Source organism: Mycobacterium sp. 4D054 (genome assembly GCF_052245755.1).
Taxonomy (GTDB): domain Bacteria; phylum Actinomycetota; class Actinomycetes; order Mycobacteriales; family Mycobacteriaceae; genus Mycobacterium.
The window spans coordinates 1-19,393 of record NZ_JBQQCF010000061.1; the positions used below are offsets into that span (position 1 = coordinate 1).

The 19,393-nt window shown below is 67.6% G+C and carries 20 protein-coding genes; 9 read left to right on the forward strand and 11 right to left on the reverse strand.

Annotated elements, in window-relative coordinates:
* Window positions 1–297 precede the first annotated feature (297 nt).
* Window positions 298–420, reverse strand: coding sequence for a hypothetical protein (locus ACTWP6_RS26920; RefSeq protein WP_443189315.1), 123 nt, complete (start codon window positions 418–420; stop codon window positions 298–300).
* Between the two features lie 134 nt (window positions 421–554).
* Between ACTWP6_RS26920 and ACTWP6_RS26925 the strand changes: the two genes are divergently transcribed.
* From ACTWP6_RS26925 to ACTWP6_RS26935, 3 genes are all read left to right on the forward strand, one after another.
* Window positions 555–875, forward strand: a complete 321-nt coding sequence (locus tag ACTWP6_RS26925; RefSeq protein ID WP_443189316.1) for a hypothetical protein — start codon at window positions 555–557, stop codon at window positions 873–875.
* A 7-nt stretch (window positions 876–882) separates the two neighbouring features.
* Entirely contained in the window at window positions 883–1,008 is a 126-nt protein-coding gene (locus ACTWP6_RS26930; protein WP_443189317.1) for a hypothetical protein, read from the forward strand.
* A 281-nt stretch (window positions 1,009–1,289) separates the two neighbouring features.
* Window positions 1,290–2,159: a hypothetical protein gene (locus tag ACTWP6_RS26935; RefSeq protein WP_443189318.1), complete on the forward strand. Its 870-nt coding sequence runs from the start codon at window positions 1,290–1,292 to the stop codon at window positions 2,157–2,159.
* 3 nt (window positions 2,160–2,162) lie between these two features.
* Here ACTWP6_RS26935 and ACTWP6_RS26940 read toward each other — a convergent pair whose 3' ends face one another.
* Window positions 2,163–3,236: an NAD(P)H-dependent amine dehydrogenase family protein gene (locus ACTWP6_RS26940; RefSeq protein WP_443189319.1), complete on the reverse strand. Its 1,074-nt coding sequence runs from the start codon at window positions 3,234–3,236 to the stop codon at window positions 2,163–2,165.
* A 16-nt stretch (window positions 3,237–3,252) separates the two neighbouring features.
* Window positions 3,253–4,281, reverse strand: coding sequence for a Rieske 2Fe-2S domain-containing protein (locus ACTWP6_RS26945; RefSeq protein WP_443189320.1), 1,029 nt, complete (start codon window positions 4,279–4,281; stop codon window positions 3,253–3,255).
* Window positions 4,282–4,350: 69 nt separating this feature from the next.
* Between ACTWP6_RS26945 and ACTWP6_RS26950 the strand changes: the two genes are divergently transcribed.
* Complete coding sequence (locus ACTWP6_RS26950) at window positions 4,351–5,007, forward strand: TetR/AcrR family transcriptional regulator (protein ID WP_443189321.1); 657 nt, start codon at window positions 4,351–4,353, stop codon at window positions 5,005–5,007.
* On the opposite strand, the gene ACTWP6_RS26955 is transcribed toward ACTWP6_RS26950, so the two are convergent.
* Entirely contained in the window at window positions 4,977–5,303 is a 327-nt protein-coding gene (locus ACTWP6_RS26955; protein ID WP_443189322.1) for a branched-chain amino acid transporter permease, read from the reverse strand. The genes ACTWP6_RS26950 and ACTWP6_RS26955 overlap by 31 nt on opposite strands.
* On the reverse strand, window positions 5,296–5,997 hold the full coding sequence (locus tag ACTWP6_RS26960) for an AzlC family ABC transporter permease (RefSeq protein WP_260754019.1): 702 nt from the start codon (window positions 5,995–5,997) through the stop codon (window positions 5,296–5,298). The genes ACTWP6_RS26955 and ACTWP6_RS26960 overlap by 8 nt, the downstream gene beginning before the upstream one ends.
* Window positions 5,998–6,042: 45 nt before the next feature.
* On the opposite strand from ACTWP6_RS26960, the gene ACTWP6_RS26965 reads away from it, so the two are divergent.
* Window positions 6,043–7,035: an alpha/beta fold hydrolase gene (locus tag ACTWP6_RS26965; RefSeq protein WP_443189323.1), complete on the forward strand. Its 993-nt coding sequence runs from the start codon at window positions 6,043–6,045 to the stop codon at window positions 7,033–7,035.
* Here the strand turns inward: ACTWP6_RS26965 and ACTWP6_RS26970 are convergent.
* The gene (locus ACTWP6_RS26970; protein WP_443189324.1) at window positions 7,015–9,648 is read right to left on the reverse strand and encodes a M4 family metallopeptidase; all 2,634 of its coding nucleotides are present in this window, start codon (window positions 9,646–9,648) and stop codon (window positions 7,015–7,017) included. The genes ACTWP6_RS26965 and ACTWP6_RS26970 overlap by 21 nt on opposite strands.
* A 140-nt stretch (window positions 9,649–9,788) precedes the next feature.
* Between ACTWP6_RS26970 and ACTWP6_RS26975 the strand changes: the two genes are divergently transcribed.
* A complete protein-coding gene (locus ACTWP6_RS26975; RefSeq protein WP_443189325.1) occupies window positions 9,789–10,760 on the forward strand; it encodes an aldo/keto reductase in 972 nt (323 codons plus the stop codon).
* A gap of 1 nt (window position 10,761) precedes the next feature.
* Here ACTWP6_RS26975 and ACTWP6_RS26980 read toward each other — a convergent pair whose 3' ends face one another.
* On the reverse strand, window positions 10,762–12,960 hold the full coding sequence (locus ACTWP6_RS26980; protein ID WP_260754026.1) for a molybdopterin-containing oxidoreductase family protein: 2,199 nt from the start codon (window positions 12,958–12,960) through the stop codon (window positions 10,762–10,764).
* A gap of 46 nt (window positions 12,961–13,006) precedes the next feature.
* Window positions 13,007–13,666 (reverse strand): TetR/AcrR family transcriptional regulator, encoded by a 660-nt coding sequence (locus ACTWP6_RS26985; RefSeq protein ID WP_260754027.1) that lies wholly within the window; start codon window positions 13,664–13,666, stop codon window positions 13,007–13,009.
* A 38-nt stretch (window positions 13,667–13,704) separates the two neighbouring features.
* On the opposite strand from ACTWP6_RS26985, the gene ACTWP6_RS26990 reads away from it, so the two are divergent.
* A complete protein-coding gene (locus tag ACTWP6_RS26990) occupies window positions 13,705–15,339 on the forward strand; it encodes an alkaline phosphatase D family protein (RefSeq protein WP_260754031.1) in 1,635 nt (544 codons plus the stop codon).
* Between the two features lie 3 nt (window positions 15,340–15,342).
* Here ACTWP6_RS26990 and ACTWP6_RS26995 read toward each other — a convergent pair whose 3' ends face one another.
* Entirely contained in the window at window positions 15,343–16,791 is a 1,449-nt protein-coding gene (locus ACTWP6_RS26995; RefSeq protein ID WP_260754033.1) for a peptide MFS transporter, read from the reverse strand.
* Window positions 16,792–16,809: 18 nt separating this feature from the next.
* On the opposite strand from ACTWP6_RS26995, the gene ACTWP6_RS27000 reads away from it, so the two are divergent.
* Window positions 16,810–17,301 carry a DUF427 domain-containing protein gene (locus tag ACTWP6_RS27000; protein WP_260754034.1) on the forward strand — a complete coding sequence of 164 codons (492 nt, stop codon included), beginning with the start codon at window positions 16,810–16,812 and terminating at the stop codon, window positions 17,299–17,301.
* 35 nt (window positions 17,302–17,336) lie between these two features.
* Here the strand turns inward: ACTWP6_RS27000 and ACTWP6_RS27005 are convergent, their stop codons facing one another.
* On the reverse strand, window positions 17,337–18,287 hold the full coding sequence (locus tag ACTWP6_RS27005; RefSeq protein WP_260754035.1) for a mechanosensitive ion channel family protein: 951 nt from the start codon (window positions 18,285–18,287) through the stop codon (window positions 17,337–17,339).
* 76 nt (window positions 18,288–18,363) lie between these two features.
* Here ACTWP6_RS27005 and ACTWP6_RS27010 point away from each other — a divergent pair, with 76 nt between their 5' ends.
* Window positions 18,364–19,068: a proteasome protein gene (locus tag ACTWP6_RS27010; RefSeq protein WP_260754037.1), complete on the forward strand. Its 705-nt coding sequence runs from the start codon at window positions 18,364–18,366 to the stop codon at window positions 19,066–19,068.
* On the opposite strand, the gene ACTWP6_RS27015 is transcribed toward ACTWP6_RS27010, so the two are convergent.
* On the reverse strand, window positions 19,056–19,391 hold the full coding sequence (locus tag ACTWP6_RS27015; RefSeq protein WP_260754038.1) for an STAS domain-containing protein: 336 nt from the start codon (window positions 19,389–19,391) through the stop codon (window positions 19,056–19,058). The genes ACTWP6_RS27010 and ACTWP6_RS27015 overlap by 13 nt on opposite strands.
* Window positions 19,392–19,393 lie beyond the last annotated feature (2 nt).

A 19,393-nucleotide genomic window follows, 5' to 3' on the forward strand; every position in this document is an offset into this window, starting at 1 on the left:
CATACACGTCGGTGTGATGAAAGCCGGCATCGGCGTAATCGCGCTGGCGACAGTGGAACAACACAGCCACAGCTTCAAGCCGCTGCGCGATCGCCGCCGACTCGGCACGCGCCGCCGAACCCATCGCCTCGATAAGCTCCCGCGGCTCGACACCCTCGAACATACCTTCGATTATGGCAGGCAGCACTGACACGATGACGCACCAAAATCCGAGACCCCCGCCCCGCGACGGGCTCAGGATTACTGAATCAGGCACCGCTGCAGCATCTCTCGTTCGGCTACCGGATCGTCCACCGGCTAGAACAACAGCGCCAGCACCACACGCACGATCCACTGCGCGGCCTGCGGATCGTCGTCGTCGATACCGGTCAGTTCGGCCGCCAGCGCGGGCGGAACCGCCGACCGGCCGATCCACGTCAACTCCCCCTTACGCCGAGTTCAGCCATGTCTGGCCGATCGGGTCAGTCCGGATCCGTTCCAGCTGAGACCGGTTACGGCGGAGCGCACCGTCGCGATGATCCGCTCCGCCTGACGCACCGACATGCCGGTAGATCGTGGCCCGCGAACAGTGCACGACTGCACTGGCCACCGCAGATGACCCCGCACACGCCCTGCACCGCCAGATGCTGGTGCCGCAGCTGGCCGCCAGGCGAATCCGCGACCTCGAGACGTTCGTCGAAACGACGATGGGTGCGCTGTGGCGACAGGTGCCTCGCGGCAGACCCGTGGAATGGATGGCTGCGGTGGCCAACCGGATCTGGGCGTGGGCGTATGCCAGCACCCAGGTGCTCCAGGGGCGAGTGGACGAACCCACACTGGCCGGCGCAGGCACCGCCCTGATCGGGTCGGCAACGCGCCGCGCTGGCGCGGCTTGAGGCGAAGGTGGTCATCGAGCACCTGCTGCGGCACACCGCGCTGATCGAGTCGGGCGGGCCTGCCCGGTGGTTGCCCGGCCTGCTGGTGCGACGACTTGACGAGCTTCCCCTGACACTGCGCAGTCTTCCTTGAAAGTGCTCGCAGCAACCTTTAAAGCTGAAATACAGCAAAGACACTGACTCTTTCGATGGGCACACGATGGTGCTACATTGCCCTCACCGGAGACATCCAAACTGGGGGAACTAATGGGTCTTCACCTGCAATCGGGCGCCGCGCTGGCGGTGGCAGCACTCGCCGGAGCCACCATCATGGCTACACCTATCGCCCCACCGAGACCGGTAGCCAGCAATCTAGATACTGACGCAGCTGTCAATCTGACCGCGTCGTCACGGCCGCTGTCCCCATGGCCCTGGGTGTTCGCTCCGGAAGCGACCGCGTCCCACCGCGACGGCTCGCAGGCCGCGGCCCCGACGATCGCGGACGACGACACGCTCTCGACCGCGGACCGGATCGACGAGGACTTCATCGACTTCCGCACCGACGTGCGCACCGTGTTCACCCCGTTCGCCAACCAGCTCGGCTACGTCGGCAAGCAGCTCTACGTCGGGTTCAACTTCGTCGAGAGCATCTCGGCGAGTGCGGTTTTCAACGGCACCGACGTTCTTCGCGGTGAGGGATTCTTCACGAACCTGGGTGACTTCGCCCGTGATGTCGTCCTCGCCGCCGTCTGGGTTGTCGCCGACGAGCTCTATCTCCATGTCCCGGGACTGCCGCCGATCGTGGTTCTACCTGACCGCCCGCCGTCTGAGTATGTCCCCGGATGGCGGCGTCCGCTGCCTCCGCAGCCGGGCCGCGATCTCGTCGTCCCGGTTCCTTACGTTCCGCCGACCGACGGTTCCGCAGAGGCTTCCGCGGACGTGGTCACGGCCGACGATGACGCGACAGCGGGAACCGACGACGGCGCGGCACCAGAGGACGACGCAATCGACGAATCGGCCGATTCAGCTGCGGTAGAGGGTGATTCCGTGGCCGCGGGATTCACCAACGCCGAGAAGCAGAACGAGGACACGGCCGGTGCCGCCCCAGCTGGGACCGAGGACGCAGGCCAGACGTCCGCCGGGGAGCCGGCGGACGAATCGGCCGAGGAGACGGCTGAAGGGACGGCGGAGGAGACCACCGAAAACAACGACGCCGACGACTCCGACGACGAGCAGACCACCGAGACCACCGCGCGAAACACCGAGACCGACAACCGGGGCTCCGCCGCCACCACGGAGGAGTAGTGTCTACAGCTTGAACCGTCCGGCAAAGCCGCGCAGCGGCAGATCGGCCGAGGTGATGATGCCCGGCCGGGCGGCCACCACCGACGAGATCGCGCTCAACGCAGGCATTCCGGTGACGGTCATGCCGATCGAGGCGAAGTTCGCGGGGTCTGACAGATCGACGCCGGGCTTCGGGAAGATCATGTGCTTGTTGTAGATGTTCGGGTCGCCCTTGATCGCAGTGATGTAGCAGCCCTTGATATCCCAGCTCGGATCGGTGTGCGGGGTCATCTGCCATTCCAGGTGCGTCTCGACGCGGGGCACGCCGTCGACCATGCCCTGGTACTTGATGTAGTTGCCGCCCAACGATCCCTTGGGCAATTGGTACCAGCCGAGGTCGACGTCCTTGGTGCAGGCGCCGAGCACATAGCTGAACTTCACCTCGTCGAGGGTCAGATCGAAGCAGTCGGCCATCATGTACACACTGTCGGCGAACACACGGGTGTACTTCTCCAGCTTTCCCGGGATCTCCGGGTCGTCGGCGGGCTGCCCGTAACCGACCTCGATCCAGGTGTCCCTGGAGTGGTGGCAGGACACATCCACCGACTCGATGGTGGTGACGTTCTCGATCTCGGAGACGTCGGCGGAGCACACCACCCCCAGGATCTGGTTCAGGCCCGGGTTCATGCCGGTGCCGTAGAACGTGGAACCGCCCTTCTCGCAGGCTTCTTGGAGCAACTGGCTGACCGGCTTACCGGACGGGTGCGGGTGATTGCGGTCGCGGTGCCAGCCGGTGATCCAGTCGGCGGTGGTGACGATGTTGATGCCGGCCTCGAGCACCTTGACGTAGAGGTCCTCGTCCGGGAAAACCCCGTGGAAGGTCAGCACGTCGGGCTTGGCCGCGATGATCTCCTCGACCGAGCCGGTGGCGATGACGCCGTTGGGCGCCAGGCCGGCCAGCTCACCGGCGTCCCTGCCCACCTTCTCGGGCGAGTAGCAGTGCACCCCGATCAGTTCGAGATCGGGCCGGTCGGCGATTCGCTTGATCATCTCGGAGCCGACGTTGCCGGTGGCAACCTGGAAAACCTTGATCGTCATGGCAGCCTTTCAGATGTCAGAGTGCGGATTTGGCGGCCAGCTCGGCGGCGCTGCCGCCTCTGCCGTCGGGATAGAACTTCTTGGCCCACTCGCGGATAGCGGTGAACCCTTCCAGTTCGGAACTCGCCAGCGCCGGCGGATCCGAATAGCGTTGGTGCGCCCAGATGTGGATGTCCTGGCGGAACTGACGGATCACCTCGGCGCCGAATTCCTCGGCCTTGACCCGGGCGCGCTCGGGGTCGCGCACCTCCCCCTTCGGTCTGCCGATGTAGACCATGAACCGCACGTCGGAGGTGGATTCGTCGACGGGCGTGATCGCCGAGATCGTGCGGTTGTCGATCATCCCCCAGCTCTTGGTCACCGCGATGCCGAGTCCGCCGTTGATGGCCTCGACACCGCTGTTGACGTCCTCGATGCGCTGACCGTCGTCGCCTTCGAAGGTGATGGTGAAGTCGACATAGGAGATCGGCTCGTCGAAGTCGTGGCGGGTGAAGATCGGATTGAGAGGTGTGCCGTGCACGTACTTGAAATGCGCGAAGTCGACGCCGTTTTCGAGCACGTACTGCGGGTGCATCTCCAGGCCCTGTTCGAACAACCGCTGCTGCGGGTAGTAGTCTTCGACACCCGAGCCGTCCTTGAAGTCGGCGAAGACATCCGGGGCGTCGAAGAACGGCTCGCGGTTCTCGATGTCGTGCCAGATGTACACCGACTCGTTGCGTTCCATCACCGGGTAGGTCTTGATGCGACGGCCCCGGTTGGGTCGGTCCTCGTACGGGATACAGACGTTGCGGCCCTGCTGATTCCACTGCCAGCCGTGGAACGGGCACTGCAGCACCTCGCCCTGCACGGTACCGCCGAAACCGAGATGCGCCCCGAGGTGTTCACAGTAGGCGTTCATCACGGTGATCTGGCCGGATTCCGAACGCCAGGCGACCATCTCCTGGTCGAAGTACTTCATCGTGTGGACGTCGCCGATGCCGATCTCGTCGCACCAGGCGACCTGAAACCAGCCGGTCGGCTTCATCGACAGAGGCGGTTTGGCCATGCGGTGAGGATAGAACAGCGGACGACAAAAGCATAGTAGGTTCTACGAAACTTTCGGTATGCTCCTTCCATGAGCAAGGCGGCAGCACCCGAGCGGCGCCCAAACCGACGCGGGCAGGCGACTCGGGCCAACATGCTCGAAGCGGCGCTGAAGTCGCTGGCCTCCGGTGAGCCCGGATCGGTGTCGGCGAACCGCATCGCCAAGGACATCGGCGCGACCTGGGGCGCGGTGCAGTATCAGTTCGGGGATGCTGACGGCTTCTGGGCGGCCGTGCTGCACCGCACCGCTGAGCGCCGGGCCGACGTGTTCGCCGCTGTCGACACAGCCGCCCCGCTGCGTGACCGCGTGGCGAGCATCATCGATACGCTGTATGACGGCCTGGCAGCGCCCGATTCGCGCGCGATCGAGAACCTGCGCGCCGCGCTGCCGCGTGACCCCGCCGAACTGCGGCGGCTGTATCCACAGACCGCCGCCGAACTGCATTCCTGGGGTCGGTCATGGCTGGAGATCTGCCGGAACGCGTTCGCCGGCCTGGGTGTCGATCCCGAGCGGGTGCGCGAGGTCGCCACCCTGATCCCAGGGGCGATGCGCGGGCTGGTGTCCGAGCGTCAACTCGGCTCGTTCGCCGATCTCGACGTCGCCCGTCGCGGATTGACCAACGCGCTGGTCGCCTATCTCCAGTCGACCGACCGACCTCACCCCCACACCGACATCAGCGTCACGTAGCACGCAGTCCCGACCAGGATGCTGAGCAGGGCGTGGCCTCGCCACAGATGCAGGCCGGCGGTGACAACGACGGCGACGGTAAGCCAGACGAGCTGGGTGAGTGTGTCACCGGCGACCGTGCGCACGGTGTAGATCGCCAGGATCAGCATCACCCCGACCGGCATGTGCACGCTGAGGTACTTGACCACCCGGCTGTGCCGCATCGGGGCCAGCACCGCGAACGGCAGTGCACGCAGGGCCCAGGTCACCGCCGCGCTGACCGCCACCAGCACCGCGATGTAGCGGTTGTCAGGCACGGTCGGCCTTGCGCTGCAATATCATCCGGACCAGCAGCACACCTGCGAACGCGGCGAACGCCGCTATCAGCATCTGTCCGGGCACCGTCAACCACGCGACGATCGCACACGCCGCCGCCACGGCCGCGGTGACGGGATCGGGCCGCTGGCGGTACGCATCGATGCCGAGCACGATGAACAGCGCGGTCAGCGCGAAGTCCAGCCCGACCAGTCTTTCGATCGGCAGGGCTTCGCCGAGCAGACCGCCCAGGGTCGCCCCGGAAACCCACAGCAAGTGAAAACACAACTGCATGAACAAGATGAGCCGCGTGGACCATGTCCGCGCCTCCGGGCTGACCCCGACGGCGTACGCCTCGTCGGACAGCGTGTAGGTGCTATACATTTTGCCGAGCACACCGCGGACCCGGTGGAGGGGGAACGACAGCGCGTAGAACACGTGCCGGGAGTTCACCACGAACGTCGTCAGCGCCACGGTGGCGATGGGCGCGGCAGTCGCGGCCAGCTGCACCATCAGGAACTCCAGCGACCCCGCATAAATCACCGCCGCGAACACCGGGGCCCACCACCACGCCAGACCGGCATGCACCACCAGGAATCCCAGCGCCATGCCCAGCGGGATGAACGCGAGCCCGACTGGCGCCGACAGCGCCACCACGTTGCGCAGTGAATCGCGCGATCCCGGACTGGGCGGCACCGAAAACACCTCCTGGACGACGACCCGGCGTCTAGCTTTTCACGGGTGGACATCTTCACCGAATGGCGGCGCCATGCAACGCGCTTCACCTGGGCCTCCACCACACCGGCGAACGCGGGCGCCGAGGTCGAGGTGTTCAGCCGCCGGTGCGGCACCCCGGGAGCGCCCGCGCTGGTCTGTGTGCACGGCTTCCCCACCTCGGGTATCGACTATCACGCGTTGACCGTCGAACTCGCCGACGAGTTCGACATCCACATACTGGACTTCCCCGGATACGGCCTGTCCGGCAAGCCGCCATCTCCGTATGTGTATTCGCTGTACGACGACGCGCGGTTGCTGGTTCACGCGATCACCGAGCGGTGGGGCCTCGGCGACTACCGGATGATCACCCATGATCGGGGCAGCAGCGTCGGCATGATCGCGCTGGGCATGCTCGCCGACGCCGGCGCAGCGCCGGCCGACGTGTTCATCACCAACGCCAACGTCTATCTGCCGCTGGCCAACCTGACGGCGTTCCAGGTGGCCCTGCTCGACGACGCCACCGGACGTGCCACAGCTGCGGCGACGACGCCCGAAATGCTCGCCGCCGGCCTGGGAGCGACCACTTTCATGCCCCGACGCTCTCTCCAGGACGACGAGATCGCCGCGCTGGCAAGCTGTTTCGCCGTCAACGACGGAATCGGCGTGCTGCCCGACACCGTGAGGTACCTTCACGAGCGGGCCGCCGACGAGACCGGCTGGCTAGAGCGGCTGTCCACCCTCGACGTCGACACGTCGCTGATCTGGGGCCTGCACGACGGCGTCGCCCCGTTGCGGGTGGCCAACCACGTCTGGCAGCACTATCTGAAGCCGAAGCCCGGCACCAACCGCTACTGGGTGATCCCGGGCGCCGATCACTACGTGCAGTGTGACGCGCCGGGCCAGTTGGCCGATATCATCCGACTGACCGCGTGCGGCGGCCCGATCGGCCTGCAGACCCTCGGCGACCGTCCCGACGGCGCGGTGCTGGTCGACAGTTCAGACGGCGACAGCCGATGACGTTGCCGCACCGTAGATCTCGACGGTGTCAAAGGCACGGGCGATGGCCGCGAGCTCAGTGTCGGTCAGCCCCTGGCCGCGGGCGCTGCTGAGCACCGCGGCCCGGCCGTCGACGAACCTGGCGGTGCTGCTCAGCCGCCCGAGCGAATGGTAGAACACCTTCGCCCAGGTCTCGTCGGTGACCGCACCGGTGGCCGCGTCGGTCATCATCAGGTAGGCGGCGTGGCTGAAGATCGTGCTGTTGACGTGCTCACCGCGGTCGTCGCCCTCCCCCCGGTACCGCTGGCTGTAGCGGTCCCGGTGCGGCCCGTACACGGTTCCGATCGAGGTCGGATCGGCGAGGTCGCGCACGGCGCCCAGCGCGGAGTCCTCCCCGACGAGCCAGCGGTCCGCCCCGGTCTTGCCCTCGACCAGCACGCCGAAGATATCGCTCAAAGCCTCGTTGAGGGCGCCGGGTTCGTCGAAGTCCAGCACGGGACCGCCGCCGCCGACCACATGGGATGTCACCGCGTGCGCGAACTCGTGGGCCACGACGTCCAGGCCGGCCTGCAGGTATCCGCTGTCGCCGAACGCGAACAACTGCCGGTTGGGGTCCCAGAACGCGTTGGCGTAGCCGGAGGTCGACATCCGCGGGTTGTACCGGATGCTGACCGAGACCAGGGCGCCCTTGCCGTCGAACGACTTTCGCCCGAGTACGTCCTCGAAGTAGTCGTAGACCTGCGCCATGTTGGCGTGCGCCGACACCGCCGAGGCGTCCCACCCAAACAGGCCGCGCTTGACCACCGAACCCGGTAGCTGCGGATTGCCCAACCCGAACAGCGTGTAGGTGGTCCGGTAGGTGGTGATGTTGCGGGGTTTGTCGATCAGCTGGTACGTCCGGAGCCACCACACCTTGCGGGTGTCGATGGTGAAAAGACGCGACTGGCCGAGCCAGTCCTTGGCGAAACTGATCGACGTCGCGGCGTGGGCGTCGGCCGAGGACACGATGACCGCACCGGCCGACGCGCCGTCGGCGTGAATCAGGTAAGTCGTCCCCGACGGCGACAGCTCACCGGTGTCGCGCACCACCACCGCTACCCGCCACACCAGGCTGGAGGTCCCGTCGTCGTCGGTGTAGACGACCAGCTCCTCGGCGAATGCGCTCGCGTTCAGGAACTTTCGGACGGCGCGGGATTCGGCGGCCGCCCCGAGGTGGGCCGCACTCGCGATCAGCCGCACCTCGATGTGCTCGTCGACCGAGGCGTCGGGGGTGATGTCGAAGCCCTCCCCCAGCCCGCGGTAGTAGTTGAACACGCTGGTGACCTCGCCGGCGGCGTTGGTCACCAGGATCACCTCGCTACCGAGAACCTGGACCGGACCCAGCTTCTCAGTGAATCGGTAGAAGTGCTCGGCGGTGTCCCCCTTGCCGACGGTGCTGACGGTGATGGCCCCCGGGGCGGCGAAGCCGGCCGTGGCACCCAGCGCCGGCGCCAGCGAGTTCAACACCGCAGCGGCATCGCCGGCGTTGACCACCAGCGCGTCGGTGAACCGGCCGTCGATAATGCTGACACCGCCGTCGCGGCCGGGGGTTACCGCCACACCGTCGCGCGCCGTAAGCTCGTCGACACCAAGTCCCGACGGAAATCCTTCTGTCACAGCAGAATTCGCAGCGACGGTGACGGTCACGACGGTGGGCCCGGTGATGCCGAGCAAGCCGAGCAGCCCGTGCACATGGAACGGGTTGCCGGCGGTGTCGTCGATCTTGACGGTGAATCTGTCCGCACGGCCGGCCGCCGACGCGCCCGGTGTGTACGTGAAGCCGCCGGAGGCGTCGAGGACGATCCGACCGTGGACGGGCCCGGTGACGACGGTGTAGGTGAGCACTGCGTCGTCGAAGTCGGTCGCGTTGAGGGCGCCGGTGACTGCGCCGTCGGGACCCGGTCCCGATGTGGTGACGGCGGCAACGGGACGCTGGTTGTTCCAGGTGTACTGGGCTTGGCGCACCGCCAGCCACAGCGATTGCACGAGCGCCGAGACCGGAGTCTGCGGGTCGCGGCCGTCGTCGGCACGGGTGGGCAGTCCGATCCAGGTGAGGACGTCGGTGACGATGGTCTCCACCGTGACGGGCCGCGAAGCAACCGGCGTGCGCAGGTCGGCGGACGCACCGGCACTCCCGGCCACCGCGGAGGACGTCGCGGAGGACGTCGCCTCGGCATCCGCCGTGTCGGTGTCACCGGCCGCGTCGGTCTCGACAGCCTTTTCGGTCTCCTCGGTCTCGTCCGGCTGGTGGCCGGCAGCGTCGTCCGAGCGGGCGACCGGGCGCTGCGACGGCTCGTCGCCGTCGGCGTCCGTGGCATCGACACCGTCGAGATCGTCTGCGATGTCAGGGTCGTGTGCGCCCTCTGCGTCGTCCGGATCCCCTGTGTCGCCCGGATCCTCTGCGTCGTCCGGGTCGGTGTCGGTGCTCTCGTCGGTGTCGGTGCTCTCGTCGTCGCGCGCCGACGGCGAGGCGTTCGAGGACGCAGCCGCCACCGAGTCCGAGGACTCGGCCGGGCTGGCCGTCGCCACCCCTTGACCTGCGGCCATGCCCAAGCCGAGGCCGACCAGCACCACGCCGGAGTACAGACCGCGCACAGAACCGTTCGGTGTTTTCGGGCACCGGTCCACGTTGACCCCCAGCGTTGGCGTAGCGAGCCGAACTTACCATTGCGTCAGCAAACTCTTGGACGTTTCCGACCTCGAACTACCGCCGCGCCGCCAGTACCGTTGCCTTCATGAGGTACCTCGACGTCGACGGAGTGGGGCGGGTCAGCAGGATCGGCCTGGGCACGTGGCAGTTCGGTTCCCGCGAGTGGGGTTACGGCGACGACTACGCGGCGGGCGCCGCCCGGGACATCGTCGCGAGAGCACTTGAGCTCGGGGTGACGTTGTTCGACACCGCAGAGATCTACGGGTTCGGCAAGAGTGAGCGGATTCTCGGCGAGGCGCTCGGCGCCGAGCGCACCCGGGTGGCGGTGGCCACCAAGGTCTTTCCGGTTGCGCCGTTCCCGGCCGTCGTCAAACAGCGCGCGAGGGCCAGCGCCCGGCGGCTTCAGCTGGATCGCATCCCGCTCTACCAGGTGCATCAACCCAACCCCGTGGTGCCGGACGCGGTGATCATGCCGGGGCTTCGCGACCTCCTCGATGAGGGAGTGATCGGGGCTGCGGGGGTCTCGAACTACTCGCTGGCGCGCTGGCGCAAGGCGGACGCGGCGCTGGGCCGGCCCGTCGTCAGCAACCAGGTTCATTTCTCGCTGGCTCATCCGGACGCCCTTGACGATCTCGTGCCGTTCGCCGAGCAGAACAACCGCATCGTCATCGCGTACAGCCCGCTGGCCCAGGGACTGTTGGGCGGCAAGTACGGCGTGGACAACAGACCCGGCGGCGTGCGCGCCTTCAACCCGTTGTTCGCAACGGAGAACCTGCGCCGGGTCGAGCCGTTGCTGCAGACGCTGCGCGCGGTCGCCTCCGATGTCGGCGCCGAGCCCGCGCAGGTTGCGCTGGCGTGGCTGATCGCACTGCCCGGCGTGGTGGCCATCCCCGGAGCGTCGAGTGTGGAGCAGCTCGAGTTCAACGTCGCCGCGGCTGACATCGAGCTGAGCGGGCAGGCCCGGGACGCGCTGACCGCGGCGGCCCGGGCCTTCACGCCCGCGCCGGCGAGCCGGGCGGTCATCGATCTGGTGAAGGAGAAGTTCGGGCGCAGGTGAGTCAGCCGGCGGGGGCCACCGTGGTGGCGTCGACCGGCTCGATCCGCACCGCGACGCCGTTGAGCACCGACATGCCGGCGAGGCGCTCCAGGTCGGCCGGATCGTTGGACGTCAGCTCGTTGACGTTCGCCCCGCCGGACTGGTTGGCCAGCTGCCAGCCGCCCCTGTGCCCCCAGCCGTGGGGAATCGCGACGGTCCCGGCCGGCACCTCGTCGGTGACGAGCACCTCGGTCTCGATGGCCCCGTCCCGGGAGGTGACCCGCACCCTCGCGCCGTCGGTGAGTCCAGCGGCCGCGGCATCGGCGGGATGGATCCGGGCGCGGTGGCGCCGGTCGCCCTTCATCAGTGTGGGGCAGTTGTGCATCCACGAGTTCAGTGAGCGGATCTCGCGCAGGCCGATCGCCCTCAGCGGGAACGCGGGATCGTCGGGATGGCGGTCACCGAGGCACTCGATTTCATTGAGGATCTCCGCCGGAGCCAGAGCCACCCGGCCGTGCGGATGCTTGACCGCCTCGGCACGGATCCCGGTCGGGGCGACCTCGGACAGCACGATGCCGTGCGGGTTGTCCCGCAGTTTGCGAGGGTTGATTCCGTTGCGGCGCAACCCAAACCGATCACCGTAGGGGCCGATCCGCATCAACAGCTCGACGAGGCGGCGCGGTGTCAGGCGCGCGACGCCGCGCCGGTCCAGCCAACTGAGCACGCCGTTGAAGCGTTCCAGCGGGCCGGTCGCGAACAGTGACAGTCCCATCCGGCGCGCCAGCTCGTCGAACACCTCCCACTCGTTGCGTGCCTGCCCGTACGCAGGCACCACCGGTTCGGTGGCCTGCGCGAACACCGCGGCCGAACAGTTGGCCAGGCTGTAGGGCACGTCGTAGCGTTCCAGGAAGGTGGTGGCGGGCAGGATGTAGTCGGCGTGGCTGTTGGTCTCGTTGACGTAGAGATCCAGCGACACCAGTAGATCGAGCTCGTCGAGCGCCTTCTCGAGCATCGGACCGTTGGGCACGGTCAGCACCGGGTTGCCGGCGGTGACGAACAGCGCCCGCAACTGTCCGTCGCCGGGGGTGATGATCTCCTCGGCCATCAGCGTGGCCGGATAGGTGCTGATCACCTCGGGCAGGCCACCGACGCGGGACCGGGCGGTGTCGTAGCTCATCTTCCCGGCCTTCTCCCCGAGGTCCTCCAACGGCACGACGGCGCGGGCGAACAGCGTCCCGCCGGGACGGTCGAGGTTGCCGGTCACGATGCTCAGCGCGTCGAGCAGGAAACTCACCAGCGTGCCGTGCCTGCCCAGGCATGCGCCGGTGCGCCCGTACGCCGCAGCCGCCCGCGCGGTGGCGAAATCCCTTGCCAGAGTGCGAAGTACGTCCGCGTCGACGCCGGTGCGCGGCCCGGTGACCTCGGGCGGGAAAGCCCGGGCACGTTCGCGCAGTGTCCGCCAATCCGTGGTCTGTGCGTCCAGGGCGGCGGTGTCGGCCAGCCCCTCGTCAAAGATCACGTGCAGCATCGACAACAGCAGCCAGGCGTCCGAATCGGGCCGTACCGCGAGGTGCTCGTGCGCGCGGGCGGTCTCGGTACGGCGCGGGTCGACCACGACGACGCGGCCACCGCGCGCGACGATCGCCGACAGATCGTCTTTCACCCGCGGCGTGCGCACACCGCTGCCATGGGACACCAGCGGATTGGCGCCGAGCATGAACAGGAAGTCGGTGCGCGGCAGATCGGGGAACGGAATCTGGCTGGCCGCGCCGTACAAGAGCTTGCTGGCGACGAAGCGGGAATTGATGTCCTGAGATCCCGACGAGTACTGGTGGTGTCCACCGAGCCGGCTGAGGAAGAAGCCCGACCAGATCCCGGTCGCATAGCCGAACGCGATCGGGTTGCCGAAGTACTGCCCGACCGCGCCCGCCCCGTGCGCGGCGAGGATTCGGCTCAGCCGGGCCGCGATGTCGTCGAGCGCCTCGTCCCAGCCCACCTCGTCGAACGTGCCGTCGGCGCGGCGCCGCAGCGGCGTCAGCACCCGGTCGGGGTCGTTCTGCACCTCGGCGAACGCGATGCCCTTCGGGCACACCCGGCCACGGGACAACGGATGGTCCGGATCCGGCTGCAGGGACTGCAGCCGACCGCCCTCGACGGTGGCGATCAGCCCGCACAGAGCTTCGCAGAGACGGCAATAGGTCACGCGCTGCTCAACCGCCATCGACCCAGATTAATGCAGTCGAATAAATTCCGGGAGGAGTTCGCGGTCAGGAATCGGCGCTGCCCCGCAGTCCCCCGCACGCGAACTCGACCACCTGCTCCACCCACTCCGGGTCGAGCCCGTCCGGGCCGAGCGGACGGCGGTAGGCGGCCAGATCGGCGCCGGCCAACGCCGCGATCATCGAGTACATCGCCAGCGCCGCCCGCTGCTGAACCTTCCGGGTGTGCAGTCCCGGGATCGCGCGGCCCGCCGCGGCGACGAAGAGATCCGGCAGTCCGGGATCGCCGTCGAGGGCCTCGCGCCAGATCGGGTCGTCGTCGAAAGCCAGCTGCGTCATGACCTTCAACCACGACAGGCCGTGCACGGGCTCGGTCTGCAACAACGTCACATGCGGCATCAGCAGAGCTTCGACGACGTCACGCACGCCCACCTCCGCCGGCGCGTCGACGAGCGCGGCCAGGTTGGCGGCGATGGCCGGGGTGATGCGCCAGGAGCGGCGGAAGGCAACCGCGGCGATCAGGTCACGCTTGGCCGGAAAGTGGTACATCACAGAGCGATTCGCGACTCCGGCTTCCCGTGCGATGGCCCGTAGCGACACCGACCCGATCGAGGAGTCGCCGAACATCCGCTCGGCGGTGTCCAGGATCAGCTCGCGGATGTCGACATCCCCACGAGGCCCGCGCCGGCGAACCGTGGTGTCGACCATCCGCACAGGGTAGCGACTACCGCGCCTAAGCTGGTTCGGTGACTCTCGTTCTCGGCCCGGTGCTGCGGCACGTCGGCGACACCACCGCCCAGGTGTGGGTGCAGACCGACGCTCCGGCTGAGGTGGAAGTTCTCGGGTGCACGGCGCGGACCTTCGAGGTCCAGGGCTTCCACTACGCGCTGGTGCCGGTCCGAAATCTGACCCCGGACTCCACGGTCGAGTACGACGTCCTCGTCGACGGCGTCAAGGTGTGGCCGGAACCGGATTCGAAGTTCCCGCCCAGCGTGATCCGGACCCGTGGGCCGGGCACCGAAGACCGGCTGCGGGTGGTGTTCGGATCCTGCCGCTATCCCAAGACCGGCGAGAAAAAACTGGACGAGAAGCTGGGGATCGATGCGCTGGACTGCTATGCCACCCGGTTGACGGCGACCGACGTCGGCGAATGGCCCGATGCGTTGCTGCTTCTCGGCGACCAGGTGTACGCCGACGAACTCACCCCCGAGGCGCGCCGCAATCTCGCCGGCCACCGCGGCAGGCGGCGCCTCAGCCGGCGCCGCCCACCCGACGAGGTCGTCACCTTCTCCGAGTACGAGGGGCTCTACCGGCACACCTGGGGCGATCCCGAGATCCGCTGGATCCTGTCGACACTGCCGACCGCGATGATCTTCGACGATCACGACATCCGGGACGACTGGAACACCTCGGCGGCGTGGCGGCGCGAGATGAACAAGAAACCGTGGTGGCGCGACCGGATCCGCGCCGGTCTCGGGTCGTACTGGGTGTACCAGCACATCGGCAACCTCAGTCCCGAGCAACTCGACGCCGACGACGACTACCAGAAGGTGACGGCGGCCCACGGGGACTGCTGGTCGCATCTGGTGGAGTTGGCGGACCGCGCCGACAGCGAGGTGGACGGCGACAAGGGGCTGCGGTTCAGCTTCCGCTGGGACCTGGGCCGCAGCCGACTGATCATGGTGGATTCCCGCAATGCCCGCATTCTCGACAGCGGCGACCGGAAGATGTTGGGCGACAGGGAGTTCAGCTGGCTCGAAGATCAGGTGCAGGACAACCTGGGCGAGCTGGACCATCTGCTCATCGGGACATCGCTGCCCTGGCTGCTGCCGCCCGCACTCGGCGACCTGCAGACCATCAACGAGTTCGCCGCCAACCGGGCCGGATGGCGCGGCGCGCTGGCCGAGAAGATCCGCCAGACCGCCGACCTGGAGCACTGGCCGGCGTTCCTGAAGTCGTTCCTGCGGCTGTCGAAGCTGATCCAGGCCGCCGCGTCGCAGCCGTCGCGGGGGCCGGCGACGGTGTCGGTACTCTCCGGCGACGTCCACCACAGCTACGCGGCCCGGGTCGACTTCCCCGAGTCCACCGCCGCCCGGGTGCATCAGCTCGTGTGCTCGCCGGTGCACAACTACGTTCCGGCGCCGGTGAAGCCGGCCTTCAAGATCGCCTGGTCTCAGCGTGCGGCCCGGCTGACCCGCCGCTGGGCCCGTCGCGTCGGCTGCCCCGACCTTCCCATGTCGTGGCGCAACCTCAGCGGACCGCTGTTCGGCAACACCATCGCCAGTTTCGAAGCCGGGAACCGAAGCGCCCACGTGGTTTTCGAGCAACCCGACGATGACGGCGAACTGTCCTCGGTCGCCACGGTGGAGCTCACCGACTGACCGTCAGTGCACTCCTTCCATCTGCCGGCTGATCCACGGCGAGATGGCGAACACGATCACGCCGGCGAGAATCGCCACCCCGCCCAGGACGCCGAAGTAGACGACCTCGCCGGACGGGTCGTAATACCCGGCCAGCACCCCGGACATCGACGTCCCCACACCGACGGAGAAGAAGTACAGCGCCATCATCTGCGCCCGGAACGCCTCCGGCGCGAGCTTGGTGGTGACCGAAAGCCCGATCGGTGACAGCAGCAGTTCCGACACCGCGAACACGCCGAGCACCACCAACACCAGCAGGGCCGGAACGGCGCTGAACCCGGCCAGCGGTACAAAGCACAGGAACGCCAGACCCATGCCGATCACACCGTAGGCGAACTTGCGCGGTGTGGTGGGTGCGCGGCTTCCCAGCCGGGTCCACATCGCCGCGAACAACGGGGACAGCACGATGATCCAGATCGGTTCGATCGACCCGATCCAGTTCGACGGCGCGACCCAGCCGAAGATGGACCAGTTCATCCGCTCGTCGGAGTACACCGCGAGCACGGTGAAGATCTGCTGGAACAGCGACCAGAAGACGGCGTTGGCGATGAACAGCGGGATGAAGGCGCGCACCCGCATCCGTTCCGGGGCGGTGACCTTGTCGCTGCGGAGCATGATCGCGAAGTACACGACCGACGCGACCACGATGACCCCGGTGGTGACCTGAGACAAATTGGCCAGTGCCACCAGTTTCAATGCCACCGCCGCGGCGACGACCGCCAGCACCAGGACGAACACACCGACGGTTCTACCGAGGGCGCTGCGCGGCAACGGATTCGGCACATGCCGTCCGTGCTCTCCGAGGTTGCGCCGGAACACGACGTACTGGATCAGGCCCAGCGCCATGCCGACGGCCGCGGCACCGAACCCGTAGTGGAAACCGAGCCGGGTCTGCAGCAGTCCGGTGATCAGCGGCCCCAGGAAGGCGCCGAGGTTGATGCCGAGATAGAACAGCGTGAACCCGCCGTCGGCGCGGGCATCCCCCTTGTCGTAGAGCGTGCCCAGCAACGAGGACGCATTGGCCTTCAGCGCCCCCGACCCCAGGGCGACCAGCAGCAGGCCGACGCCGACACCGGTCAGTCCGGGAAGGACCGCCAGCGCGATGTGCCCGAGCATCACGATCACACCGCCATAGAACACCGTGCGTTCCATGCCCAGGATCCGGTCGGCGATCCACCCGCCCAGCACGGTCGACAGGTACACCAGACCGCCGTAGGCGCCGACGATGCCGGTGGCGGTGCTCTGCGGCAGACCCAGACCGCCGTCGGTCACCGAGTAGTAGAGGTAGTAGCCGAGAATCGTCAGCATTCCGTAGAAGGAGAACCGCTCCCACAGTTCGACCCCGAACAGATTCGTCAGCCCGATCGGGTGACCGAAGATGGTGCGGGACGCCGCCCGCTCGCTGGTGGCCATACCGCTACTCTCGGCCTTGTGCCCGTTCCCGACAAGCCGCGCCCCGGCCAGGAGTCGGTGTGGGATTACCCGCGGCCGCCCCGGTTGGAGGTCTTTCGCGGTTCGATCACCGTCGAACTGGGAGGTGTGACGGTCGCTGCGACCGATCAGGCGTGGCGGGTACTGGAAACCAGCCATCCGCCCACCTATTACCTGCCGGCAGGCTGCTTCCAGGCCGGGGTACTGCGACCGGCCGAGGGATCGTCGTGGTGCGAATGGAAGGGCGAGGCGAGCTATTTCGATCTGGTGACCGCTGCCGTGTCCGCGGTGCGGGCGGCCTGGGCCTATCGACGGCCGACACGTCCGTTCGCCGCCATCGCCGGAGCCGTCGCGGTGATGCCCGCGCTGGTCGACCGCTGCACCGTCAACGGCGAGACCGTCACGCCGCAACCCGGGGGCTTCTACGGCGGCTGGATCACCAGCTCGATCGCCGGTCCGTTCAAGGGTGTTCCCGGTTCGGCCGGTTGGTGAGACCTGGCGGCGCCGCGTCGGAGGACTGAGCGCGGCTACTCGCCGACGGCGACCTGCGCGCGGCCGCCCGGATAGGGCAGATCAATGCCGTGTTCGTCGTAGGCCCGCAGAATCGCCCGCCGGAGCTTGCGCTGTACCGCCCACTGCGCGTTCGGCCGGACCTTCACCGTCATGCGGAGCCTGATCAGGTCGGGCGAGAGTTCCTGGACACCGAGCATCTCGGGCTCGCCGATCACCTTGCCGGCCAGCGCGGGATCGGCCACGGCGTCGTGGGCCGCCTGAATCGCGACCTGCTCGGCCTGGTCGACGTCGGCGGTCAGGGCCACGGGCACCTCGATCCGAGCGACGGCGTACTCCTGACTCATGTTGCCGACGCGCGCGATCTCGCCGTTACGGACGTACCAGAGCGTGCCGTCGATGTCGCGGACCGTGGTGATACGCAGCCCGACACTCTCCACCTCACCGGTCGCTTCGCCGAGATCGACGGTGTCACCGACGCCGTACTGGTCCTCGAGGAGCATGAACACCCCGGTCACGAAGTCCCGGACCAGATTCTGTGCACCGAAACCGATCGCGAGGCCGACCACGCCGGCCGACGCGATGAACGGCGCGATGTTCACTCCGAGAACATTGAGGATGGCCAGGACCACCCAGACCAGCAGCACGATCGACACCGTCGACTTCAGCACCGACCCGATCGTCTGGGCGCGCTGCTGGCGTCGCGCGACGACCTGCTCATTGCTGGCCGAGGAGGGCACCCGGTCGCGCAGGTAGCGGACCAGCGGCGGAGTCTTGGCCCGCTCGCCGTCACCGGCGGCGGCGCGGTCCTTGCGGGACCTGGCGGTGGTCGCGCGGTCGATCATGCGGTGCACGAGGAAGCGGATGACCAGGGCGACGACGAGGTAGGCGACGATCCTGATCGGCACCTCGATGAGCCAGTGCCTACTGGTGTCCGTCCATTCGAAAGCCAAAAGGGAGACATCCATGTGTTCCCACCATAGGTGACAGCAACAGAAGCACGAACCGGGAGGGGTTCGCCGGCGGCCGTGGCACGATCATGGCGTGACTGTCGTTCTGGCGCTGCGGTGCGCAAACGGGGTAGTGCTGGCGTCGGACTCACAAATCACCGATCCCGGCCGCGGTATGACCTATCCGGCGCAGAAACTGCACGCGCTGGGCACCCACGCCGCGTGGGGCGGCAGCGGGTCCCGCGCGGTGCTCTACGACGTCGAGCAGGTGCTGGCCGACGAGGCAGACTCGGTGCTGGAGGCCAAGAACGTCGGCCATGCGCTGCAGGCCCGGGTGCTGCCGATCTTCAAACACCACTATGCGAGCTTCATCACAGACGTGCCGGGGCAGAAGGCGGGCGGCACCCCGGCGACGTATGTGCTCGCCGCCGGATATGTCGGTGAGACACCGTTCATCATCGACGTGGATCCCAACGGGCTGATCGGGCATCACGAGGAGACCGGATTCCAGTCGATCGGCAGCGGCGCGGCGATGGCCCAGCAGGCTCATGCCCTGCTGACGTCTTTTCAGATGTCCGAACGCGATGTGAACTACGGGGTGGTCGCCGCACTGCGGGTGCTCGATGCGCTCGACGCGTCTTCATCGAGCGTCGGCGGGCCGATGGACGTCTGCCGCATGACTCCCGACGGTGCGCACCACCTGACCCCCGATGAGGTCAATGAGGTTCGCCGGCACGTGGATCGGTGGATCGAGCTCGAACAACGGGCGCTCGACCGGCTTTTCGATCAGTTCGACTGATTCGCGTCGGCCGCCGCGGTCTCGATGGTGATCAGTTCACCGAGCCCACTGATGGCGAACACGGTTCTCAGTAGCGGGTGGACGATGAGGGTGTCGATCTGCTCGGCGTGGGCGGACAACACGCTGATCGCGGCGCTGTCGGCATATTCGACCGCACCGAGGTCGGCGACCAGTGGTGCCCCGGAATCGTCGGCCTCGGCGGTCGCGGTGGCCAACGTCCGCTTCAGGGCGTCGACGTTGCTGAGGTCGATCTCGCCGGACGCGACCACAGCGACGGCGCCGTCGGGCCGTCGGATGATCTCGAGGGTGAGCTCGGTGGGCATCG

Excerpts from the sequence above, each read along its gene's own strand:
- ACTWP6_RS26995 (WP_260754033.1), bottom strand. The coding sequence starts at position 16,791 with ATGGCCACCAGCGAGCGGGCGGCGTCCCGCACCATCTTCGGTCACCCG.
- ACTWP6_RS26975 (WP_443189325.1), top strand. The coding sequence starts at position 9,789 with ATGAGGTACCTCGACGTCGACGGAGTGGGGCGGGTCAGCAGGATCGGC.
- ACTWP6_RS26985 (WP_260754027.1), bottom strand. The coding sequence starts at position 13,666 with ATGGTCGACACCACGGTTCGCCGGCGCGGGCCTCGTGGGGATGTCGAC.
- ACTWP6_RS26980 (WP_260754026.1), bottom strand. The coding sequence starts at position 12,960 with ATGGCGGTTGAGCAGCGCGTGACCTATTGCCGTCTCTGCGAAGCTCTG.
- ACTWP6_RS27015 (WP_260754038.1), bottom strand. The coding sequence starts at position 19,391 with ATGCCCACCGAGCTCACCCTCGAGATCATCCGACGGCCCGACGGCGCC.
- ACTWP6_RS26945 (WP_443189320.1), bottom strand. The coding sequence starts at position 4,281 with ATGGCCAAACCGCCTCTGTCGATGAAGCCGACCGGCTGGTTTCAGGTC.
- ACTWP6_RS27005 (WP_260754035.1), bottom strand. The coding sequence starts at position 18,287 with ATGGATGTCTCCCTTTTGGCTTTCGAATGGACGGACACCAGTAGGCAC.
- ACTWP6_RS26950 (WP_443189321.1), top strand. The coding sequence starts at position 4,351 with ATGAGCAAGGCGGCAGCACCCGAGCGGCGCCCAAACCGACGCGGGCAG.
- ACTWP6_RS26940 (WP_443189319.1), bottom strand. The coding sequence starts at position 3,236 with ATGACGATCAAGGTTTTCCAGGTTGCCACCGGCAACGTCGGCTCCGAG.